A 20,171-nucleotide genomic window follows, 5' to 3' on the forward strand; every position below is an offset into this window, starting at 1 on the left:
GCTGCCGGCCCGGTCGGCCCCCACGCTCACCTGATGAGATCGGCTCCCACGCTCACCTGAGGAGAGCGGGAAGACCGCTGCTCGGCCCCGGACGAGTCGTCGGTCAGCACCCAGATGACGACCATGACGATGAAGCCGGCCAGGAGAAGTGCCGGCAGACCCAGGATGAGGGCGACCACCCACCATCTGGTCCGTCCTGGGGGGACCTGGATGTCCTCGTGCTCCGCCGGTCGGTCCTGCGTCGTTCCCATGAGGTCCGTCCTTCGTCCGCTGCTGCCGACCGCATTGTGTCAGCTCCCGTCCAACCAGGATCCGCATGTCTTCCCGCACGCCTCTCTCCGTCAACTCCGCTTGCAGCGTGACGTGCGAACTCGATCTCCGCGGGATCAGCAGACCAAGGACCGGCTCAGCGGGCCCGAGCGCAGGTGCTGGCCCCGGGGTTCGGGGTCTGTCAGGCGGCTGGCCTCGACGACGGGGCGGCCGGCCACCACGACGGTCTCCGGCCAGCCGGTGACCTGCGTGCCTTCGTACGGCGTGTAGTCCGTGGCCATGTGCAGGCCGGTGCTGCGGACGGTCCGGGTGGCGGTGGGATCCCAGATCGCCAGGTCCGCGTCCGAGCCGGGTGCGATGACTCCCTTGCGGGGGTAGAGGCCGTTGAGCCGGGCCGGGTTGGCGCACATCAGCTCGACGAAGCGGCCCGCCGGCAGCCCGCCCTTGACCACCAGCTCGCTGAAGATCACCGGCATCCGGGTCTCCACGCCCGGCAAACCGTTGGGCATCGCCCGTACGTCGTGGCTCACCGACTCCTTCTGGGCCGTGTCGTAGCAGCAGTGGTCGCTGCCGATCGTCGCCACCTGGCCCATCAGTACCCGGGAGCGCAGTCCGGCGACCGTGTCCGCGCCGCGCAGCGGCGGGCAGCACACGAAGCGTTCGGGGTGCGGGCCGTCGTACGCCGTGTCGTCCAGGACAAGATGATGGGCGACCGTCTCGGTGAAGGCACGTACCCCTCGGCCGCGGGCGCGCGCCACCAGGTCTACGGCCTCGGGTGTCGACTGGTGCACGAAGTACACGGGGGCCGAGACCGATTCGGCGATGGCGAGGATCTCGGCGACCGAGGCGTTCTCGGCCAACTCCGGCCTCGTACCGGCGTGATGGCACGCGCTGATCGACCCGGCCGCCTCACCGCGTTCCTGCGTGTCCGCGATGATGTGGTCGGCCTCGCAGTGGATGACCACCATGCCGCCCAGGTCCCGCAGCGTCGTCATCACGTTCAGGATCGTCTTCTCGTCGGCCATGGTCTCGCCGCGGTACGTGGTGAACATCTTGACCGTGACGATGCCGTCGGAGGTCAGCGAGCGCAGCTGCTCCGGCACGGTGTCGTCCCACTCGACCACGCACGCGTGCAGCGCGCTGTCGCACAACCCCTGTGCCGCCTTGGCGCGTTGGGTGGCGGCGACGTCGGCGGGGTTCTCGCCGGGGCGCGGGATGGCGAAGTCCACGATCGTGGTCGTACCGCCGAAGACGGCCGCCGTGGTCGCTTGGCGGTAGTCGTCGAGGGAGGTGAAGTCGCCCGAGGTGAAGCCGACATGGCAGTGCGGATCCACCCCGCCGGGCAGGACGAGGCGTCCGGACGCGTCTATCTCGGTGGTGCCGGGCGGCTGCGCGGCGCGGTACGCGCCCGGCTCCACCACCCCCAGCACCTTTCCGCCGCCTACCAGGACGTCCGCGGTGCCCTGCCAGTCGGCGTTGACCACGGTGCCGCCCCGGACGACGAGGTCGATCGGTTCGGAAGGGGACATGGCGAGCCTCCAGTGAGTCGGTAAGGGGGGTTCAGCGCGTGGCGAGGTAGGCGTGCCAGCCACCGTGGGCGGTGATGTCGACGACGCCGGGGGCCGTCAGCGCGGAGGCGCGCATGCGCATCGAGAAGGAACCCGATCCGTCCTCCAGGGTGATGACGCCCAGTTCGAGTTCCTCGGGCTCCTCGGGGAGCAGCTGCTCGCGCAGCACCTCGTAACTCACCTCGTACACCTCGCCGTTGATCGCCGCGCCGCCCTCCGTGACCGGGTGCAGGCCGGGGAACTCGTCGCGTACGGAGAAGAAGCGGTACGAGGCCGCCGTGCGGGCGGGGCCGAGGAGGCGGGCCTCGCTCAGCGCGTGGTTGAGCGTGCCTCCGGACATCGCCTGGCCGTTGACGAACATCCTCAGAGTGGTGGTCATGGTGCGGTGGCCTTTCGGGGTGCGGGAATGGTGGCGTGGTGCAGCAGGCGGCCGGGGCCCAGGTCGTCCACCGGGTCGGCCGGGGGCTCTCCGGAGATCTGGCGGGTCAGCGTGTCGCCCCACACCGGGGCGAGGGTGAACGCGTAGGTGCCGCCCGCGACGAAGAACCCGGGGTGGCCCGGGACCTCGCCGATCACCGGCATCTCGTCCGGGGTCGCGGCCAGTGGCCCGGCCCACATGCGCAGCAGCCGCAGGTCGCCGAGGAACGGCAGGATCCGTCCGGCCTGGGCGAGGTTGCCGGCCATGCTGGGCAGGCTGACGGTGCTGCGGCCCGCCATGTCGAGCTTCGCCGCGGGCCAGCCGCCGCCGATCAGCAGGTTGCCTGCGCTGACCTGCTTGACCGACATGCCCTCGCCGATGTGCTGGACCAGGTGGTGCATCACCGGCGGCACCCGCACGGTCACGTGCATCTGGATCGCGACCGGGGACATCCGTATCCCCACTCCCGCGAGTGCGGAGATCTCGGTGATCCACGGTCCGGCCACGTTGACGACGACGGGTGCGGTCCAACTCCGGTCGCCCGAGAGCACCTTGTAGTCGTCGCCGACCCGCTGTATGCCGGTCACCGGGGTGAAGGCGTGCAGCCGGGCGCCGAGGCGGCGGGCGGCCGTCAGATAGGCGGGGGTGATCAGGAGCGGGTTGGCGTATCCGTCGAGCGGACACCAACTGGCGGCGCGTACACGGTCGGAGAGAAGTGGCAGCTGCTTGCGGGCCTCGTCGCCGGTCAGTACCTCGGTGGGGATGCCCGCCGTCTGCTCCCACTCGTGCTTCTCTCTCAACTCCTCTTCCTGTACGGCGGTTTCGGCGACCATGAAGCCGCCGCCGCGCCGCAACTCCACGTCCGCGCCGAGCCGTTCCTCGATCTGCGCCCAGTGGTCCGACGCCCTGCGTTGCAGCGGCAGCAGACGGGCGCTGTCGACCGGGACCTCCTGGCCGGGGCGACGGGTGTGGATGGCCTGGATGTGGAGGTTGCCCGCGGTGGTGCCGGAGCCTTCGCGGTTGGGGGCGCCGCGTTCCAACACCACGACGCGGTGACCGCGTTCGGCGAGATGAAAGGCGGCACTGGCGCCGAGAACGCCGGCGCCGATGACGATGACGTCCGGCTGTGCGTCGGTCACCGGTCCGCCACCTCCCGCCCTTCGACCGCCTCGACCGTCGTGGACATCGGTAGCGGTCGCAGTGGCATCCGGGCCGCGAAGCACTCCGGTTCCCGGTCCGGCCCGGCGCCCCGCGCGGCCAGCGCCGCGACGATGTGGCCGCATTCGCGTCCCTGGCAGGGGCCCATGCCGGCGCGGGTGGCGGCCTTGGTGCCGTGCAGGTCGTTCCAGCCGGTGGCGACGGCCTCACGTATCTCACCGGCGGTGACGCCCTCGCAGCGGCAGACCTCGGTGGCGTCGGCGATGTCGGCCGTGGCCGGCAGGGGATAAAGGCGGTCGGCCAGCGCCGCGAAACGGTCCAGGGCGCGGGCCCGGCGGCGCAGGCCGGTCACCCGCACGGGCGCGCGCTCGGGTGCCAGGCGGCGCAGGATCGCGTGGGCGGCGAGCTGTCCTCGTACACCTGCCGCGTGCACGCCCGCGATACCGGCGCAGTCCCCGGCGACGTACAGCCCGTCCACCGAGGTCGCGCCGTCCGCGTCCACGACCGGGAGCCGCTCCGTGCCCGTCGGGTCCGGCTCGGTACGGCAGCCGAGGAGCCGGGGGAGTTCGGTGCTGGGGCGGAAGCCGAAGCCCACGCACAGCGCGTCGGTCTCCACCCGGCGGACGTCGCCGTCCGCGCCGGCGATGTCCACGGCGGTGACCTGGGTGTCGCCGTACGCCGCCAGTACCCGGGAGCCCTGCTCGACGCGGACGCCGTGGCGGGCGAGGGTCAGCAGATAACGGGCGGCCTCGGCGAGCCGGGCGGGTTGCCGCAGCGCGCCGCCGATCGCCGAGACCCCGGGCCGGTACGGGTGGTTCAGCTCGATCACCGCCTCGATTCCTGCGCCCACCTCCAGCAGGGCGCAGGCGACCGGGAGCAGGAAGGGGCCGGTCCCGGCGAGCACCACCCGTCGGCCCACGGGGACCCGGTCCATGGTGGCCAGATGCAGGGCGAACCCGGGGGTGACCACACCCGGCAGCGTCCATCCCGGGAAGGGCAGGGAGCGCTCGTACGCGCCGGTGGCGACGAGCGTGGCACGGGCGCGTACCTGCCCCAGGGCGCCGGTGTGCACATCGGAGGTGAACAGGGTGCGGCCGGCGTCCTCGGCGCCCCAGACCAGGGTGCCGGTACGGCAGACGACGCCGGCGGCCCTTACCCGGCTGATCAGTTCGGTGCCGCGAGGGCGGAAGTCGCCGAAGGCGGCGGTGAGTTGCTCGGCCCGGCGCTTGTAGTACTGGCCGCCGAGGGTGTCGGACTCGTCGAGCAGGACCACGCGCGACCCGCCCCGGGCGAGGACCAGCGCCGCGTGCAGTCCGGCGGGGCCGCCGCCGACGACCGCCACGTCCGTCTCCGACTCCTCGATGACGTCAGCCATCGGTCGCCGTCCGGATGTCCATGCCGTCGGTGACGTGCGCGGTGCAACTGCGGGAACCCGGACGGCCGTTGATGGTCACCTCGCACTCCATGCAGACCCCCATCCCGCAGAACGGGCCGCGCAGCCGGCCGTTGACCGGGTTGCGGCGCAGGGGCCAGATGCCTGCCGTGACCAGGGCGGCGGTCACGGACTGGCCCGCCCAGGCCTGGCCGGGTGTGCCGTCGATGGTCACGGTGACCGTCTGCGGCGGGGAGTCGGTGCTCATGACTGTGCTCACAGGGCTCAGGAGGGGTGGGGGGTTCACAGGATGCGGTCCAGGAACTGGCGGGTGCGTTCGTGCTCCGGCGCGGAGAAGAACAGGTCCGGGGACTTGTCCTCCACCACCAGGCCGTCGGCGATGAACACCACCCGGTCGGCCGCCGCGCGGGCGAAGCCCATCTCATGGCTGACGACGATCATGGTCATGCCCTCCTCGCGGAGCCGGACCATGACGTCGAGGACCTCCCCGACCATCTCCGGGTCGAGCGCCGAGGTCGGTTCGTCGAAGAGCAGCAGTTCGGGGCGCATCGCCAGGGCGCGGGCGATGGCCACCCGCTGCTGCTGGCCGCCGGAGAGCTGCGAGGGGTAGGAACCGGTCTTGTCGGCGAGGCCCACCATGGCCAGCAACTCGCTTGCCGCAGCGCGGGCTTCGGCCTTGGAGACGCCGTTCACATGCACCGGACCGGATGCCACGTTGTCCAGTGCGGTCATGTTCGGGAACAGGTTGAACTGCTGGAACACCATGCCGGTACGCCGCCGTTGGACGGCGATCCGGCGCTCCCGCAGGGCGATGTGACGTCCGCCCCGCTCGCCGTAGCCGATGCGTTCGCCGCAGATGCTGACGGTGCCCGAGTCGGGGGTCTCCAGGTGGTTCAGGGTGCGCAGGAAGGTGCTCTTGCCGCCGCCCGACGGGCCAAGGACGAGGACCACCTCGCCCTGCCGGACGGTCAGGTCGATGCCCTTGAGGACCTCGACTCCGCCGTACGACTTGCGGACCTGGCGCGCTTCGACGACCGTCTCGATGTTCATCGGGTCTCCAGTTCGAGGACCGCGCTCTTCGTGCGGCGGCCACCGGTCGGCCTGTTCTCGTGGCCGCGGCCCACCCGGACCTCCAGCCACCGCTGGACCAGCCCCCACAGGGTGGTCATCGCCAGGTAGTACAGGGCCGCCGCGGTGAGGCCCTCCAGGACACGGAAGTTGGTCTGGACGGCGAACTGGGTGCGGCGCAGCAGCTCTTCGACGGAGATCACCGAGACGAGCGTGGTCGTCTTGAGCAGGCCGTTGAAGCTGTTGCCGAGCGGCGGGACCATCACCCGCAGCGCCTGCGGCATGACCACCACCCGGAACACCTTCCAGGGCGGCATGCCCAGCGCGCGGGCCGCCTCGGACTGGCCGCGCGGGACCGAGAGGACCCCGGCGCGGACGATCTCCGAGAGGTACGCCGCCTCGTTGAGGACCAGACCGGTCAGGGCCGCGCTGATCACGCCGAGCCGTAGGCCCACCTGCGGCAACCCGGTGTAGATGATGACCAGTTGGACCAGGAGAGGTGTGCCGCGCATCAGCCAGACGTAGAAGCCCGTGACCGCCCGGACCGGTGCGAGGCGGGACGCTCTGCCGAGCGCCACGAGCACGGCGAGCGGAAGGGCGAGCACCATGCTGACCGTGGTCAGCCAGATCGTCGTCCAGGCTCCCTGAATGAGCTGGGGATTGCTGAGGAAGGAGAAGAAGGCATCCCAGGACCACATGGCTCTCGCCCTTTCCGTCGTGGGTGGGGGCGGTTACTTGGCGCTGATCTCGCCGGTGGTCACCTTGAGGTCGCCGGTGTAGGCCGTGACGCCGTACTTCTTGAACAGCGTGGCCAGGTAGCCGTTGTCGCGCAGGGTGCCCAGCGCTTCCGCGACCGCGTCGGCGGGCTTCTGCTTGCCGAAGCCGAGGGCGAGCGGGGCCGGGTTCATGCCCTTGACCGCCGTCTCGAAGCGGCCGTCCTTCTGGTAGTAGCTGGTGACCGACTCGACGATGGCCACGCCCTCGACCTGGCCCGCGGACAGTGCCTGGTAGGCGTCGGCGGTGGTCGTGAAGGTGCGGACGGTGATCTGCTTCTTGCCCGCCGCCTTCAGTTCCTTGTTGAGCGCGGTGAGGGTGTCGAACTCGTAGCCCGGGGCCTCCACGGCGATGGTCCTGCCGGACAGGCCGTCCTCGGAGGTGATCTTCTTCGGGTTGTCCTTGGCGACGGAGACGGAGACGCCCTGGATCTCGTACGGGACGAGCTTGATCGTCTTGGCGCGCTCGGGTGTGTAGAACATGCCGGTGTCGATCATGTCCCAGCGTCCGGACTGCACACCGGGGATCTGCGCGTCGAAGGGGATGTTGACGAACTTCGGGGTGAGACAGAGGAGTTTGGCTATCTCGTTGCCGAGGTCCACCCGCATGCCGACGATCTTGTTGGAGGCGTCCAGGTACTGCATGGGCGGCAGGGTCGCGTTGGTCGAGATCGTCAGCGTGCCCGCCTTGACCAGGTCCGCCTTGCCCACCTTGGGCGTACAGCCGGTCGGGGCCGCGGCGGCGGACGACGAGGACGAGTCCTCGCTGCCGCAGGCCGCCACGGTCAGAAGCAGGACGGCGGAGGAGGCCGCGATGAGAAGTCTGCGCACGGTCGGTTCACCTTTTTCCGGTGCTGGTGGAACAGGGGTGCAGCCCGGCCTCGTCGAGCGCCGCCGACAGGGCGGTCAGCACGGACGGGTCCTCCAGGGGGAGCAGCGGGGGGCGTACGTGCCCTCCGGGCTGCCCGAGCAGCCGCATGGCGGCTTTGAGCTGCGAGGTGGGTGAGGCGAACCGTGAGCTGTAGTCGTCGTTGACGAGCAGGTTCACAAGCCGTTCGTAGCGTGCGGACCATTCCCGGGCCCGGTCGAGGTCACCGGCCCAGTAGGCCTCGTAGAAGGGGACGGCGAAGGGGGCGCCGAGGCCGCCGCCGTCGATGTTTCCCGCGCCGCCGAACTCGGCCATGACGGCCATGCCCCGGCGGTGGATGAAGCGGCCGAAGACCTGGACCTTCCCGGCCAGGGCCGCGCAGGTGTCCGCGACCTTCAGCTCGTCGCCGGAGCTGTCCTTGACGGCCACCACGGTGTCCAGTTCGGCCAGCCTGGACAGGGTGTCCACGGTGATGTCGACGGCGGTGCCGCGCGGCCAGTTGTAGACCATGAGCGGCAGGTCGACCGCCCCGGCGAGGGTGGCGTAGAAGGCGTGGATCTCGTCCTGGCTCGGGTGGACGTAGGGCGGCGGGGTGGTGAGGATGCCGTCCGCGCCGATCGAGCGGGCGTGTGCGCCGTACCGGGCGGACTCGGCCGCGGTGTACGCGCCGCAGCCGATCACCACCGGCAGCTGTCCGGAGAGTTCGGTGACCGCGATCTCGGCGACCCGGCGGCGCTCCTCGGGGGTCTGGGTGAACCACTCGCCGGTCGTGCCGTTCACCAGGACCCCGTGGACGCCGTTCTCGGCGTACAGCCGCAGCAGTTCGCGCCAGGCGCTCTCGTCGAGCGAGCCGTCGGCGGAGAAGGGGGTGGGGGCGGCGGGCCAGTAGCCGCGCCAGGGGACGGCACCCGGAGGGGGCGAGGTGGTCGAAGGGGTCACTGCGTACTCCGTGGGATCGACTGTGGGATCGATTGCACAGCACGGTTGCAGCGGATCGGGGTGGAGGTCAATGTCGTTCTGGCCGGAAACTGCTCGTGAAACGCATTGTTTACGCCATCGACTTCACGGGATCTGCCATCATGGCGATCACGACTCGGCGGGCGAGTCGGTTCGTATGGGATCGATTTCATGATCGGGGGTGGGTCGATGGCAGTCACCTTGGACCAGGTTGCCGAGGCGGCGGGGGTCTCCAAGAGCACGGCCTCGCGGGTGCTGAGCGGGTCGAGCCGGGTCAGTGCGCAGACGAAGCGCGCGGTGCAGTCCGCGGCGGAACGCCTCGGCTACCGCCCGAACCGGATCGCCAGCGGACTGCGCACGCGACGCAGCAACCTCATAGGGCTGGTGATCACCAACCTGGTCAACGCCTCCTTCCACACCATCACAGGGGTGCTCCAGCAGCGGCTGGACGAGTGCGGCTACCAGGTGCTGCTGTGCGTCACCGACTCCGACCCGGTGCGCGAACGCCGTTACCTGGACATGCTGTTGGACCACCGCGTCGACGGCCTGATCATCGTGGGCACCGGCGACAACACCGCGACCGTCCGGCAGGTGAGCGAGGCCGGAATCCCGGTCGTCAACCTGATGCGTACACCCGACGGCGCTCCCGGTGACTCCGTGATGGCCGGCGACCGGGAAGGCGCCGAACTGGCCGTCCAGCACCTGCTCGACCTCGGACACCGGCGCATCGCCTTTATCGGCGGCCCGGCGAGCGTCGACTCGGGACGCGACCGTTACGCGGGGTTCGCCGCCGCCCTGGGCGCCGCCGGACTCGAACCCGATCCCGTCCTGTGCGCGCGTGGCCCGTACACGGTGCCGTTCGGCGCGGAGGCGGCCTTGCGGGTGATGGGCGCGGACGACCCGCCCACCGCGTTGTACAGCGCCAACCACGAAGCGACGTTCGGGGCGCTCGGCTCCCTGGTGCAGCTCGGAGTCCGGGTGCCGGAGCAGCTCTCGCTCGTGTGCCACGAGGAGGCGCCCTGGTTCCCGTACTGGCACCCGCCGATCACCGTCGTCGACAACGGCGCCCGCGACCTCGGCGAACTGGCCGCGGAGCAGATCCTGCGCCGCATCGACAGCCGCCCCGACAGCAGCTCCGGCAACGGCTCCGCCAATGGCGACCCCGGCTCGGAGGACGTCGGCCGGCTCATCCGCGTCGGTTCCCGGCTGGTGGTACGCAACTCGACCACGGCTCCGCGTCTGCCCGGATGAGGACCGGCTCTTCGGCCGGCCGGCCTGCGAGGAGCCTCTGCGGGTCGGAAGCGCGATCCGCCGGGAGTGAGTTCGAGTCCGTGGGTGCCTCCCGTACAACGTCTTCCCCTCGGCGTGCGTCTGACGGGGCGGCATGGGTTGGTGGGGCCGTTCCTGACGGTCGTCGCGGCGCGGTGCCGGTGCATTGACCGGGAGGACCGATGGGGGTGGGACGCGTGAGACGCACGACTCTGCGTACGGTGTCGAGGGGGAGACGGACGAGGGGTGGGGTCGTCTCGGGGGCGGTGGTCCTGGCCGTGGTGGCCGGGCTGTTGCAGTTCGCGTCTCCGGTGGCCGTCGCGGCCGACGGTGGGGACATGCCGACCGTCACGCTGACCGGTGCGCACCGGGTGGCGCCCCGGCAGGCGGGGCTGGCCGCGGCGGACGACACCGGCTATCTGTCCGTACGGGACGCGCATGTGTCCGCAACCCCGGCGACGTGGGTCGGGCGCGACGGCTCGACCAGGGAATATCCGCGCCACGCGTATGCGTACGCCTACAACGGCGGCCTCGGGCTGGAGAGGGCCGAGGGGACGACGAACGTGTATCTGATCCGGAACTACGCCACCGGCGCGGCGACGCGGTTCTTCGTGCCGGCCGGTTACCGGGCCACGTCTGTCTTCGCCGAGAACCGTCTGCTGGTCGCCCGTCCGGTCGACGGGAAGTGGACGCTCGTCCTGCTGGAGGTACCGGCGGGCGGCGGGCAGCCGGTCGAGCGGCCGGTGACCGGCGTCGCGGACGACTTCCGCGGGTACGTCCTCTCTCAGGGGTTGGACGCGCGCGGGGCCGCGTTCTGGTACAAGCCCGACAGCGGCGACGGCGGGCGCACCGCGCTGCTCGACTTCGACACCGCCACGTTGACGTATGTGCCGAGCGACGAGTTCCTGTACCTGGAATACCCGCACCTGGCCGGCGACAAGGTGCTCTTCTACGCGCTCGACAAGGACGTCCAGACCGCGCACCTGTACGTCGTCGACCGCGATCGTCCGCAGGACCCCGGGCAGCTCGTCGACCTTCCGCGAGCCGCTCTCCTCGAGGCTCGCGTGATCGGCGACTGGGTGCTGTATCCGGAGACCACCAAGGGGCCGATCCGTGCCGTGCCGGTGACCGGCGGCGCGGCACGGACGCTGCTGACCGCCTCGGCCGGCGACTTCGTCGACGGCGACGACGGCAGTTTCTTCATCGAGGGTGGTACGGACGCCCAGCACTGGGCGGTCCAGCAGCTCACCCTGGGCACCGACGGGGTCCCGGTCTTCACGCCGGTGTCGCCGCTGCCCCCGGTCTCGGTGTACGAGGCCGGTGGCGTCGCGGTCGACCAGGGGCGGGTGCTGCTCGGCACCGAGCAGGCGAACGCGCCCGACCCGGACTCCGGCACCGACCTCACCGCCTCCGCGCTCTCCCTTGCGGCCGACGGCACACTGACCGCCGCACCGCCGCAGAATCTGGGCGACCTCGGGTACGACGTGCCCGACCCCGCGTACACCTACCACGTCGACTGCTACGAGGAGTGCCTGCGGCTCGTCGGCACGGGGGAGGGCGACGTCGCCCGCCCGCAGTACAGGGTGTCGGCGTTCCTGGCCGCGTCCGGTTCGTACACGGTGGTCCGTACGACCGGGGGTACGCAGGAGGTGCGGGACGGGAGCAAGGTGCTGGCCACCGGCTCCTGGCCGGCCGTCGCCCTGTGGGGGAACACCCTGTGGACGACCGGGACCGACGCGAACGGCGCGACCTGGTTCAACAGGTTCTCGCTGCCGTCGATGCGGAAACTGGAGAGCATTCCGCTCGCCGCCTGCCTTCCGACCGATCTTCAGGTGGTGGGCCGGTGGGTCTACTGGTCCTGCGGGCCGGACGGCCGCGCGGGCGTCTACGACCAGGAGAGATACGCGGTGCAGGACGTACCGCAGGGCTACGCGCGGCTGGGCGACGGCTATCTGGTCTCCCAGGACGACGAGGCCGACAAGCTGCTGATCACCTATCTGCGGGGCGCGGTTCCGGCCGACCGGGTCGGTACGGAGGAACTCGGGCCGCTGCCGTCCCCGGCGTACGCGCCCGCCGATCTGCGCGGCCGGTACTGGGACGTGGACCGGTTCGGCGGTCCGGTCGCCTACTCGACGGCGTCGGGTGACGTGACGGTGAAGTGGCCGCAGTTGGCCGCCTCCCCGCTCACGGCGACCGACGCGACCGTCCCCACCTCGGTCGATCTGCGCGAGGGCACCCACTTCCAGGGCGTCTGGCATCTGAACAGGCCGGCCGTGGGCTGGAAGCTGACGGTCGCCACCTCCGCCGGGGCTGTCGTACGGACCGTCACCGGCGGTCCGGTGCGCGGGAAGCTGACCGCGACCTGGGACGGGCGCGCCGAGAACGGGGCGCTGGTCCGCACCGGCACGTACAGGGTGACCCTGACGGCCAGTACCCCGAGTGAGACGTCGGCGGACACGGATACGGCCACGGATACGTGGACGACGATCTACGACAAGTCGCTGTCGGTACGGTCGTTGGAGCGCCATGACTTCGGCCGGGACGGCATCGGCGACCTGGTCACCTTCGACAGCGCGGGCCGGCTGGCGATCCAGCCCGGCACCGGGCGCGGCACCGTCGACAGCGCGCACAAGGCCCTGGCCGGCGGCTGGCCCACCTCGTCGGCCTTCGTGCCGTTCGGTGATCTGAGCGGCGACTCGTGCAACGACCTTCTCGTCCGGGACTCGGGAGGGCGGCTGAGCCGGTACGACGGCACCTGCGGCAGGGCGTTCACGCCGAAGACCCCGCCGCGCCGTGTGATCGGCACCGGGTTCGGCGGGTACGACGTGCTGACCTCCCCGGGGGACATCACCGGGGACGGTCGCGCCGATCTGGTCGCCCGTGACAAGGCGGGTGTGCTGTGGCGGTACGCCGCCGACGGCAAGGGCGGTCTGGCCGCGCGGGTCGAACTGGTCGCGGGCCAGGGCGGCTACACGCGGCTCGTCGGCGCCGGTGACCTGAACGGCGACGCCATCGGTGACCTGGTCGGTCTGGACCGTGCGGGCGTGCTGTGGCGCTGGCTCGGCAACGGCAAGGGCGCCTTCGGTGCCCGGGTCCGGATCGCCGGCGGCATCAGCGTCAACGCCCTGGCCGTACCCGGCGATCTGACCGGCGACGGCCGTCCCGATCTCCTCGGCCGGGACGGCAAGGGCGCCCTGTGGCGCTGGAACGGGACGGGGGCCGCCACCTTCGGCACGAAGGCGCGGATCGCCACCGGCTGGAGCGGCTACACCGGCCTGTACTGAGCCTCTCCGTCTCCCTCCACCGGGCCCGGCCGCGACTCTCCCCGCGGCCGGGCCCGGTCATTGTCGTGCGTTGTGCCGGGGTGATGATGAAGAGATGGCAGACCCCCGCGAGCGCACCGACGACCAGGCTCGCGAACAGTCCGAGGAGAAACGCACGTTGAACACCGGCACCCCGGTCCCCGGCAGCTACTACGAGCGCATCGACGAGCACCGCTACAAGCCGACGGTCCACGCGGGCGGGGCCTGGGCCCCGGACGAGCAGCACTTCAGCCCGCTCGGCGGCCTGGTCGTCCACGCCATCGACCGTCATCTGGCCGCGCGTCCGGACACCGGTCTCGTCATGGCCCGGATCAGCTACGACATCCTGGGCCGGCTCGCCCTCGACGAGTGCGAGATCCGGGTGGAGACCGTCCGGCCCGGCCGCACCATCGAGCTGATCGAAGCCGTGGTGCTCATAGCGGGCCGCCCGGTGGTCCGGGCCCGCGCGTGGCTCCTCGCCGTCCTCGACACCTCCGCCGTCGCCGGCGGCCCCGACGACCGGCTCACCCCGCCCGAGGCGCTCACCCCGTGGCCGATGACGGAGCTGTGGCCCGGCGGATACATCGCCTCGCTGGACTTCCGTACGCTCGCACCGCCCCGGCCGGGCCGGACGGCGGCCTGGGTCTCCACCCGCCTCGCCCTGGTCGACGGCGAGCCCAGCAGCCCGCTCGCGTCCTACGTCTCCCTCGTCGACACCGCCAACGGGATCGCCGTACGGCAGCCGCCCACCGCCTGGATGTTCCCCAACGTCGACCTGACCATCCACCTCCACCGCATGCCCGAAGGCCCCTGGACCGGCCTGGACACCACCGTCACCTTCGGCCCGACCGGCCAGGGCCTCACCAGCAGCGTCCTGCACGACATCCATGGCCCGGTCGGCCAGGCGGAGCAGATCCTTACCGTGCGGCCGATCCCCGGGGCCTGAGCGCCGACCCGCTCGTGGACGCCGATGCCGGATCACCTGAATGGGCCTATCGTGGCTATTAGGGGAGTTTGTGCGGGTGTGGGCTGAGGTGGTGCCGCGGTACGGCACCACCGGGCAGGGCCCTGCCGTACCTTTCCCGATCCTTCCGGCCGTCCACCGGCAGCCGCCGGCGGACCGTGGCGCGTCGGCATCCCCAAGGGAGGAACCACGGACATGACAGGTGATCAGCACACGGCTGTGTCGAACCAGCCCGAAGAACTGTCGGCTCTCGCCGCGGAGCAGCCGGTCTTCCGCAGCCCGTCGGAGGGCGTGGCGGGAACGCCCGCCCCGCCGGGTTCGGTCGACGGTCTGGAGGACGTGGAGGGTTACCGGCGCCCGGAGTACGACGCGCTCTCCGCCGAGGTGTGGACGGCGCCGACCGTCGTCCTGCCCGACATCGGTGAGGCGTCGTTCGGCCCCGCGCACCCGGTGGTCGAGACCGTTCACCCACCGGACGACCGGGTCCAGATCACGAACACGGCGATCTATCCGTGGCGGGCGCACGCGTCGCTGCTCATCACCGCCGCGGACAACTCCCGGTGGATCGGCACCGCGTGGTTCATCGGTCCGCACACGCTCGCGACGGCCGGTCACGTGGTGTACATCAAGAACAGCGGTGTGGCCGAACGCGACGGGTGGGTCAAGAGCATCCAGGTCATGCCAGGCCGCAACGGGACGACACTGCCGTACGGCTCCGTCACCAGCACCAACTTCCGCTCGGTGACGGGCTGGACCCGGTCCGGGGACGAGAACTACGACTACGGCGCCATCATCATCCCCACGGAACTGGGCTCCACCACCGGATGGTTCGGCTTCGGGGCCTGGCCCGACGCGGATCTGCTCAAGTCCGTCGCCAACATCTCCGGGTACCCGGGGGACAAACCCCCTGGGACGCAGTGGTACGACGGCCGTGGCATCAGCTCGGTGAACCCGTTGAAGGTGTACTACGACATCGACACGGCCGGCGGACAGAGCGGCAGCGCGGTGTACCGCATCGTCGACGGCGGTCGCTACGGCATCGCGGTGCACGCCTACGGCGGGGCGACCGCCAACTCCGGTACCAGGATCACCAGGCCTGTCTACGACAACCTGTCGAACTGGACCGCATGACCGACGGGCGGCGCGGTGACGAGCCGGTACGACTGATCACCGGAGTGGTGCGGGACGTGACCGGCAACCCCGTTCCGGACGCCAGCGTGTACCTCACCGGCGGACCGGAGCCGTACCCCGACATCGCCGTGCTGTCCGCCGCCGACGGGAGTTTCACGCTCGCCGTCCGTGCCGACGGCGTCTACACCGTCCAGTGCCGGACACCGGACGGCGGCGTCTCGGAGGCGAGCGTGACCGCACGCGGCGATCGACCGGCCCAGGCACTGCTCCGCGTCTGAGGCCGTGGTGTGGACACGAGGAGGAAGAGATGAGCGACAACGCCTTGCGCAAGCAGCCCGACCCCACCGGCGACTTCGCCATCGAGGCATCGCCACAGCGGACCGACACCGACCTGTGGGCGGCGTTCCACGCGGCTCAGGGCGCCGGGTCCCCGACGGGCACCGGCTCCGCGCCCACGACGGACGAGGTCCTTCCCCCGGGCGACGAGCACCTCGATCCGCGGCCGTTGCGGCAGCGGTTCCAGGCGTCGCGGGAGTCCGACGGGGAACGGCAGACGGACCCGACGTCCGCCTTCGGCGGCGCCCCGGCGACGGCCGCCGCCGATGAGACCCAAGGGACCGACGGGATGTCGGACCACCAACTCCCTCCGGGGGACGGGTCCGTCGACCGGACACCGCTCCGCATCAGGTTCCAGGAAGGAGAACGTTGACCATGGAACTTCGCATCCGCAACCGATACCACCTCACCGTCTCCACCGCCATCCTCTTCTTCAGCCCCGACACCTGCGCCGAATACGGCCGTTGGGGAACGCGCGGCTGGTGGAACATCCCGCCCGGTGGAGAGGCGTACGTCCTCGACACGGACAACACCTGGTCGTACATCTACGGAGAAGCCGCCGACGGCACACTCTGGACCGACGTGAACGGCCCGCAGATCTACGTCCGTCAGCAGGCGTTCCGGTCCTGCCTGCTGATCGGCGACACCCAGAGCAGGTTGGTCGGCACGGTCAAGGTCCGGTCCGGCGTCGTCAACCTCAACCCGCCGACCAGAGCCGTCACGGCACTCCCGGCCGCCGTCTCCGGCGGGCTCGAGGTGTCCGCCTCCGGCCCGGCGGGGCTCGCGGGACGACACTGACCGACACTGACCGATCGGCCACACGGACACGCCCTGAACCGGGGGTGTTCGTGTGGCCGATCGGTCACGGACGCACTGGATGTCTCGGACTCACTGGATGGGGGAGTCGGGCGGGGGGAGGCCGATGGCGCGGTCGCGGTCCACGGATTCGACGCCGTCGACCGCCTTCAGGGCCGAGATCCGGTCCTCGGCGATGGTCCCGGACAGTGTGCCGAGGACCGGCTGCTCGCCCGTGACGGTCAACCCGGCCCCTCGCGCGGCCTCGACGACGTCCGAGAACCGGTCGGGGTCGACCGCGAGGATGACCCCGACCGGTTCGGACCGCGTGGACCCGTTCACGGGGCCTGGAGCAGACCCGCGCCGACGTCCTCGACGGGCTGCGCCAGCGGGAACGCGCCGGAGAGGAGGGCGGCCCTGAGGTCGGCCGCGGTGGCACCGGGATTGGCCTCGGCGAGCAGGGCGACGACACCCGCGACATGCGGTGTGGCCATGCTGGTACCCGACATCGACTGGTACCCGCCACCAGGGGCGGCCGAGTGCACATCCCTGCCCGGTGCGGCGATGTTGATCTCGCCGCCCGCGCCGTTGATGGCGCCGCAGGAGAAGAACGACGTCGTGAGTGCCTTGTCCACCGAGGCCACCGCGAGGATGGACGGGCAGTTGGCGGGTCGGCCGACGGGTTCCGTACGCTGGGGCCGCCGGCTTTCGTTGCCCGCGGCGGCGACGATCAGTGTCCCGCGCTCGAGCGCGCGCTGGGCCAGCTTCTCGTACGTCTGGGGGAAGAGTTCACCGGGCCGGACCGGAGCGCCGAGCGACATGGAGATCACCCGTGCGCCGCGGGCGACGGCCCAGGCCATGCCCGCCAGGATCTGGCCGTCGGAGCCGCTGCCCGCGTTGCTGAGCACCTTCCCGGCAAGGATCCGGGCCTCCGTCGCCACCCCGTAGCGGGGTCCCTGCTGGGGTTTGGCGGGGCCGGCGGCGGTGCCGATGCAGTGCGTGCCGTGGCCGTGGCCGTCCTCGACGCTCTCGCCGGGCACGAAGGAGGCCGTCTCCTCGATGCGCCCGACCAGGTCCGGGTGGTCGGTGTCCACACCGGTGTCGAGGACGGCGATCTTCACGTCGCGTCCCGTCAGAGTGGACAGGCTGGCCCGGATGGCCTGGAGGCCCCAGGTCGACTTCTCCTCGTCGGAGGCCGGCCCCTGCGCGGCGGCCATCTCGGCGTTGGTCTGCCTTGTGACCACTTCCTCGTCGCTGCGGTAGGCCGGGTAGAACTCGGTCGGTGCCCTGTGCGGGGCGGTGATCACCGAGGCATAGACCATGCGCTCGGGCTCGGCCGCCAGGATCGAGGGATCGGCCTCGGCGGTGGTCACCAGCGAGAGGCGCTGATCGGCCCGCACCTCGACGACGGCGGCGCCGAGTTCCTCGAACTGCACCGAGACGCCGGGGTTCTCGAGGAGCGCGGCGACGTTGGCGGTCTCGGTTCCCCGGACGCGCTCCACGGGCGCGATGTCGGCGGCGGAACGCAGTGCGTTGAGCCCGCTCTCCTGGTTGCTCGGGTCGAGCAGGACCACATACCGGCCGGTGTACTCCGAGCCCCGGCCTGATGGGGTGCCGTTGTTACGGTCCGGCTGCTCGCCGAAGGCATGCCTGTCCAAAGGTCCGTTCGCCATGGGATTTCCCGCTCTCTGTGTGCTTCCCCGGGTCGGTGGACGCGCGCCGATGCACACGGCAGCGCCAGGCTCCACGGATCGTGGGGCAGGGGTGGTGGGGGGCGCGGTCCGGCCGCTCGTCGACGGGCGGCCCGTCGCCCACGGGGCTCTGTCCGCCGGGCCGTTGTCCCGGCAGCGCCCTCCTGTCCACCGTCGCACCGGGTGCAGGGGCCCGCAACACGGCGCCGATCCAGCCGTTCCGGAGGCGTCGACTGCCCGTTGTGGCACCGCATTTGACAGCGGACCGACCCCGTCCCAGTATCGAAAGGGGTGGTGTTTTGTCGGATTTGATTGATTTCTATGGGATCTCAGCAGTCCTGGTGACAGACGGACACGCACCGAGGAGACGGACATGAACGAACCGTCCGAACGCCCGCAGCAGAACCCCACCGTGCGTTTCGACGCCACGATCCACCCCAGTCCGACGAACCGTGATCTCCTCGGCGTCGCCGACCTCGATCTGGACCGGATACCCGATCCGGAGGGCGACGTCCGGGTGGTCGTCACCGCGGACGAGTGCAGTCGTCTGCTGGAGAGCGGCTACGAGGTCCGTCTGCACGCCGAGGTGCCCGTGCGGCCTCTCGCCGCCGAACTCGTGGAAGACGACGACTCGGTGAGGGCCTGGCTGGAGGAGCGCGTCCAGGGCATCGAGCGGTCCGGAGGTGTGTGATGTATCGAACGGTCTCCCAACTCGACTCGGTGACCTCGCTGCTCGCCACGTGGTTCCCGCAACTGTGCACGAGGACCCGACTGCCCGAGCGCTCCGTCCAGGGCCGCCCGGTGTTCGCCCTGCGGCTGCGGGCCGGCGAGGGCGGAAACCGGCGTGGTGTCCTGTTCGTGGGCGGCACCCACGCGCGCGAACTGATGAACCCGGACGCCCTGGTGGAGTTCGCCGTCGACCTCGTCGTGAGTTATCTGACGGGTACCGACATCGTGTACGGCGGCCGTACCTGGAAGGCCGAGGACGTCAAGCTCGTCCTGGAGAGCCTCGACCTCCACTTCGTTCCCTGCGCCAACCCCGACGGCCGCACCAAGGTGCTGACCGTCGACAACATGTGGCGCAAGAACCTCCGGGACAACCCGGGGACGCCGTGCGACGGGGTCGACCTCAACCGCAACGCGGACATCCTCTGGGGAGTGACGGAGGGCCAGACCTCGTGCAGCCCCTGCACGGACATCTACGTCGGGGCCGACAGGTTCTCCGAGCCGGAGACCCGTAACGTCAAGCACCTGCTGGACACGGAGACCATCCACACGTTCGCGGACGTGCACTCGTTCTCGGAACTCGTCCTGTATCCGTGGGGCCACGCCCACAACCAGACCACCGATCCGGCACAGCGGTTCACGGGCCTGCCCACCGGAACCTGCGCGCCCATCGGCATTCCGGGCTACGAGGAGTACATCAGCCCCCAGGACCTGCTCCGCTTCACCACGGTCGCGCAACGGCTCGTCGACGCGATCGCCGCGGTACGCGGGAGCGCGTACACGCCGCAGACGGGCCGGGCGCTGTACGCCACCACCGGCACCCAGGGCGACTACGTCTACAGCCGCCACATCGCGGATCCCGAGCTGGGCAAGACCTACGGCTTCACCATCGAGACGGGCCCGCGGGTCGGCAGCGTGGAGGACTCCTTCCACCCGCCGGACCCCACCCTCATCAAGCTCGACGCCAAAGCGGGCCTGCTGGCCCTCGCCCAGCAGAGCATCTGCGCCTTCGACCTGATCGGCCTGAAGCTGCTCACCCGCCGGACCGAGGTGGACGCGCTGCGCCGGGTCCGTGACGACGTGCTCGCGAGCACCGAGGCCGGCCGTGAGTGGATCACCCTCGTCGAACGGGTGGAACTGCCCGTCGCCTCCCTGCTGTTCACCGACGAGGGGCTGGCAGGCCGGGCCGCCACGCTGATCGAACACGCGGGCAAGCTGTTCGAGGACGAGAAGTCCGTCGTCGCTGACGAGGACGTCGACCTGGGACGCGCCCTGCTGACCGAACTCGCCGAGCGGGCCGGAGCCGAGGACGCCCGGGTGCGCGCCGATCTGGAAGCTGTCGGCACGGCTCTGGAGCAGGCGAGAGGGGTGCCGTCGGCCGACGTGCTGAAGCAACTGGTGAGCCGGGGGCCGCTGCGGAACTGAGCAGGTCCTTCCAGTCGTTCGAGCGCGCCGAGGAGGACGGCGCGCTCGAGTGATTTCCG

21 protein-coding genes are annotated in these 20,171 nt (G+C 70.8%); 9 read left to right on the forward strand and 12 right to left on the reverse strand.

Going from position 1 to position 20,171, the window contains the following annotated elements:
- Nucleotides 1–26: 26 nt before the first annotated feature.
- The 10 genes from OG787_RS34415 to OG787_RS34460 all read right to left on the reverse strand — a co-directional run bounded on the left by OG787_RS34415 (nucleotide 27) and on the right by OG787_RS34460 (nucleotide 8,455).
- Nucleotides 27–251, reverse strand: a complete 225-nt coding sequence (locus tag OG787_RS34415) for a hypothetical protein (protein WP_405537816.1) — start codon at nucleotides 249–251, stop codon at nucleotides 27–29.
- Between the two features lie 135 nt (nucleotides 252–386).
- Nucleotides 387–1,799, reverse strand: a complete 1,413-nt coding sequence (gene hydA / locus OG787_RS34420; protein ID WP_405537817.1) for a dihydropyrimidinase — start codon at nucleotides 1,797–1,799, stop codon at nucleotides 387–389.
- Between the two features lie 31 nt (nucleotides 1,800–1,830).
- Entirely contained in the window at nucleotides 1,831–2,217 is a 387-nt protein-coding gene (locus OG787_RS34425) for a gamma-glutamylcyclotransferase (RefSeq protein ID WP_369034796.1), read from the reverse strand.
- On the reverse strand, nucleotides 2,214–3,395 hold the full coding sequence (locus OG787_RS34430; RefSeq protein ID WP_405537818.1) for an NAD(P)/FAD-dependent oxidoreductase: 1,182 nt from the start codon (nucleotides 3,393–3,395) through the stop codon (nucleotides 2,214–2,216). Before OG787_RS34430 ends, OG787_RS34425 begins: the two co-directional genes overlap by 4 nt.
- Nucleotides 3,392–4,789: an FAD-dependent oxidoreductase gene (locus tag OG787_RS34435; protein ID WP_405537819.1), complete on the reverse strand. Its 1,398-nt coding sequence runs from the start codon at nucleotides 4,787–4,789 to the stop codon at nucleotides 3,392–3,394. The genes OG787_RS34430 and OG787_RS34435 overlap by 4 nt, the downstream gene beginning before the upstream one ends.
- Nucleotides 4,782–5,054 (reverse strand): (2Fe-2S)-binding protein, encoded by a 273-nt coding sequence (locus OG787_RS34440; RefSeq protein WP_369034799.1) that lies wholly within the window; start codon nucleotides 5,052–5,054, stop codon nucleotides 4,782–4,784. Before OG787_RS34440 ends, OG787_RS34435 begins: the two co-directional genes overlap by 8 nt.
- A gap of 35 nt (nucleotides 5,055–5,089) precedes the next feature.
- A complete protein-coding gene (locus OG787_RS34445; protein WP_369034800.1) occupies nucleotides 5,090–5,857 on the reverse strand; it encodes an amino acid ABC transporter ATP-binding protein in 768 nt (255 codons plus the stop codon).
- Nucleotides 5,854–6,573, reverse strand: a complete 720-nt coding sequence (locus OG787_RS34450; RefSeq protein ID WP_405537821.1) for an amino acid ABC transporter permease — start codon at nucleotides 6,571–6,573, stop codon at nucleotides 5,854–5,856. Before OG787_RS34450 ends, OG787_RS34445 begins: the two co-directional genes overlap by 4 nt.
- Before the next feature lie 33 nt (nucleotides 6,574–6,606).
- Complete coding sequence (locus OG787_RS34455) at nucleotides 6,607–7,479, reverse strand: ABC transporter substrate-binding protein (protein ID WP_369034802.1); 873 nt, start codon at nucleotides 7,477–7,479, stop codon at nucleotides 6,607–6,609.
- Nucleotides 7,480–7,486: 7 nt separating this feature from the next.
- Nucleotides 7,487–8,455 (reverse strand): dihydrodipicolinate synthase family protein, encoded by a 969-nt coding sequence (locus tag OG787_RS34460; protein WP_405537822.1) that lies wholly within the window; start codon nucleotides 8,453–8,455, stop codon nucleotides 7,487–7,489.
- A 207-nt stretch (nucleotides 8,456–8,662) separates the two neighbouring features.
- Here OG787_RS34460 and OG787_RS34465 point away from each other — a divergent pair, with 207 nt between their 5' ends.
- The 7 genes from OG787_RS34465 (at nucleotide 8,663) to OG787_RS34495 (ending at nucleotide 16,273) form a co-directional block, all read left to right on the forward strand.
- On the forward strand, nucleotides 8,663–9,724 hold the full coding sequence (locus tag OG787_RS34465) for a LacI family DNA-binding transcriptional regulator (protein WP_405537823.1): 1,062 nt from the start codon (nucleotides 8,663–8,665) through the stop codon (nucleotides 9,722–9,724).
- 215 nt (nucleotides 9,725–9,939) lie between these two features.
- Nucleotides 9,940–13,026: an FG-GAP-like repeat-containing protein gene (locus OG787_RS34470; protein ID WP_405537824.1), complete on the forward strand. Its 3,087-nt coding sequence runs from the start codon at nucleotides 9,940–9,942 to the stop codon at nucleotides 13,024–13,026.
- 157 nt (nucleotides 13,027–13,183) lie between these two features.
- Complete coding sequence (locus OG787_RS34475) at nucleotides 13,184–13,990, forward strand: thioesterase family protein (RefSeq protein ID WP_369034834.1); 807 nt, start codon at nucleotides 13,184–13,186, stop codon at nucleotides 13,988–13,990.
- A gap of 213 nt (nucleotides 13,991–14,203) precedes the next feature.
- Nucleotides 14,204–15,139, forward strand: a complete 936-nt coding sequence (locus OG787_RS34480; RefSeq protein WP_369034806.1) for a serine protease — start codon at nucleotides 14,204–14,206, stop codon at nucleotides 15,137–15,139.
- Nucleotides 15,136–15,417 (forward strand): carboxypeptidase-like regulatory domain-containing protein, encoded by a 282-nt coding sequence (locus OG787_RS34485; protein WP_369034807.1) that lies wholly within the window; start codon nucleotides 15,136–15,138, stop codon nucleotides 15,415–15,417. The genes OG787_RS34480 and OG787_RS34485 overlap by 4 nt, the downstream gene beginning before the upstream one ends.
- 29 nt (nucleotides 15,418–15,446) lie before the next feature.
- On the forward strand, nucleotides 15,447–15,848 hold the full coding sequence (locus tag OG787_RS34490) for a hypothetical protein (protein ID WP_369034808.1): 402 nt from the start codon (nucleotides 15,447–15,449) through the stop codon (nucleotides 15,846–15,848).
- 2 nt (nucleotides 15,849–15,850) lie between these two features.
- Nucleotides 15,851–16,273 (forward strand): DUF1036 domain-containing protein, encoded by a 423-nt coding sequence (locus OG787_RS34495; protein WP_369034809.1) that lies wholly within the window; start codon nucleotides 15,851–15,853, stop codon nucleotides 16,271–16,273.
- A 90-nt stretch (nucleotides 16,274–16,363) separates the two neighbouring features.
- On the opposite strand, the gene OG787_RS34500 is transcribed toward OG787_RS34495, so the two are convergent.
- Nucleotides 16,364–16,612, reverse strand: coding sequence for a hypothetical protein (locus OG787_RS34500; RefSeq protein WP_369034810.1), 249 nt, complete (start codon nucleotides 16,610–16,612; stop codon nucleotides 16,364–16,366).
- Nucleotides 16,609–17,943: a S8 family serine peptidase gene (locus OG787_RS34505; RefSeq protein WP_369034811.1), complete on the reverse strand. Its 1,335-nt coding sequence runs from the start codon at nucleotides 17,941–17,943 to the stop codon at nucleotides 16,609–16,611. Before OG787_RS34505 ends, OG787_RS34500 begins: the two co-directional genes overlap by 4 nt.
- Before the next feature lie 391 nt (nucleotides 17,944–18,334).
- Here OG787_RS34505 and OG787_RS34510 point away from each other — a divergent pair, with 391 nt between their 5' ends.
- Both OG787_RS34510 and OG787_RS34515 read left to right on the forward strand, forming a co-directional pair.
- On the forward strand, nucleotides 18,335–18,652 hold the full coding sequence (locus tag OG787_RS34510; RefSeq protein ID WP_369034812.1) for a hypothetical protein: 318 nt from the start codon (nucleotides 18,335–18,337) through the stop codon (nucleotides 18,650–18,652).
- On the forward strand, nucleotides 18,652–20,112 hold the full coding sequence (locus OG787_RS34515) for a M14 family zinc carboxypeptidase (protein WP_369034813.1): 1,461 nt from the start codon (nucleotides 18,652–18,654) through the stop codon (nucleotides 20,110–20,112). Before OG787_RS34510 ends, OG787_RS34515 begins: the two co-directional genes overlap by 1 nt.
- The last annotated feature ends 59 nt before the right edge of the window (nucleotides 20,113–20,171 follow it).

Origin of the sequence: Streptomyces sp. NBC_00075 (assembly GCF_045041225.1) — a bacterium.
Classification (GTDB): domain Bacteria; phylum Actinomycetota; class Actinomycetes; order Streptomycetales; family Streptomycetaceae; genus Streptomyces; species Streptomyces adonidis.

Excerpts from the sequence above, each read along its gene's own strand:
- OG787_RS34415 (WP_405537816.1), bottom strand. The coding sequence starts at position 251 with ATGGGAACGACGCAGGACCGACCGGCGGAGCACGAGGACATCCAGGTC.
- hydA (WP_405537817.1), bottom strand. The coding sequence starts at position 1,799 with ATGTCCCCTTCCGAACCGATCGACCTCGTCGTCCGGGGCGGCACCGTG.
- OG787_RS34425 (WP_369034796.1), bottom strand. The coding sequence starts at position 2,217 with ATGACCACCACTCTGAGGATGTTCGTCAACGGCCAGGCGATGTCCGGA.
- OG787_RS34435 (WP_405537819.1), bottom strand. The coding sequence starts at position 4,789 with ATGGCTGACGTCATCGAGGAGTCGGAGACGGACGTGGCGGTCGTCGGC.
- OG787_RS34440 (WP_369034799.1), bottom strand. The coding sequence starts at position 5,054 with ATGAGCACCGACTCCCCGCCGCAGACGGTCACCGTGACCATCGACGGC.
- OG787_RS34445 (WP_369034800.1), bottom strand. The coding sequence starts at position 5,857 with ATGAACATCGAGACGGTCGTCGAAGCGCGCCAGGTCCGCAAGTCGTAC.
- OG787_RS34450 (WP_405537821.1), bottom strand. The coding sequence starts at position 6,573 with ATGTGGTCCTGGGATGCCTTCTTCTCCTTCCTCAGCAATCCCCAGCTC.
- OG787_RS34465 (WP_405537823.1), top strand. The coding sequence starts at position 8,663 with ATGGCAGTCACCTTGGACCAGGTTGCCGAGGCGGCGGGGGTCTCCAAG.
- OG787_RS34480 (WP_369034806.1), top strand. The coding sequence starts at position 14,204 with ATGACAGGTGATCAGCACACGGCTGTGTCGAACCAGCCCGAAGAACTG.
- OG787_RS34485 (WP_369034807.1), top strand. The coding sequence starts at position 15,136 with ATGACCGACGGGCGGCGCGGTGACGAGCCGGTACGACTGATCACCGGA.
- OG787_RS34490 (WP_369034808.1), top strand. The coding sequence starts at position 15,447 with ATGAGCGACAACGCCTTGCGCAAGCAGCCCGACCCCACCGGCGACTTC.
- OG787_RS34495 (WP_369034809.1), top strand. The coding sequence starts at position 15,851 with ATGGAACTTCGCATCCGCAACCGATACCACCTCACCGTCTCCACCGCC.
- OG787_RS34505 (WP_369034811.1), bottom strand. The coding sequence starts at position 17,943 with ATGGCGAACGGACCTTTGGACAGGCATGCCTTCGGCGAGCAGCCGGAC.
- OG787_RS34510 (WP_369034812.1), top strand. The coding sequence starts at position 18,335 with ATGAACGAACCGTCCGAACGCCCGCAGCAGAACCCCACCGTGCGTTTC.
- OG787_RS34515 (WP_369034813.1), top strand. The coding sequence starts at position 18,652 with ATGTATCGAACGGTCTCCCAACTCGACTCGGTGACCTCGCTGCTCGCC.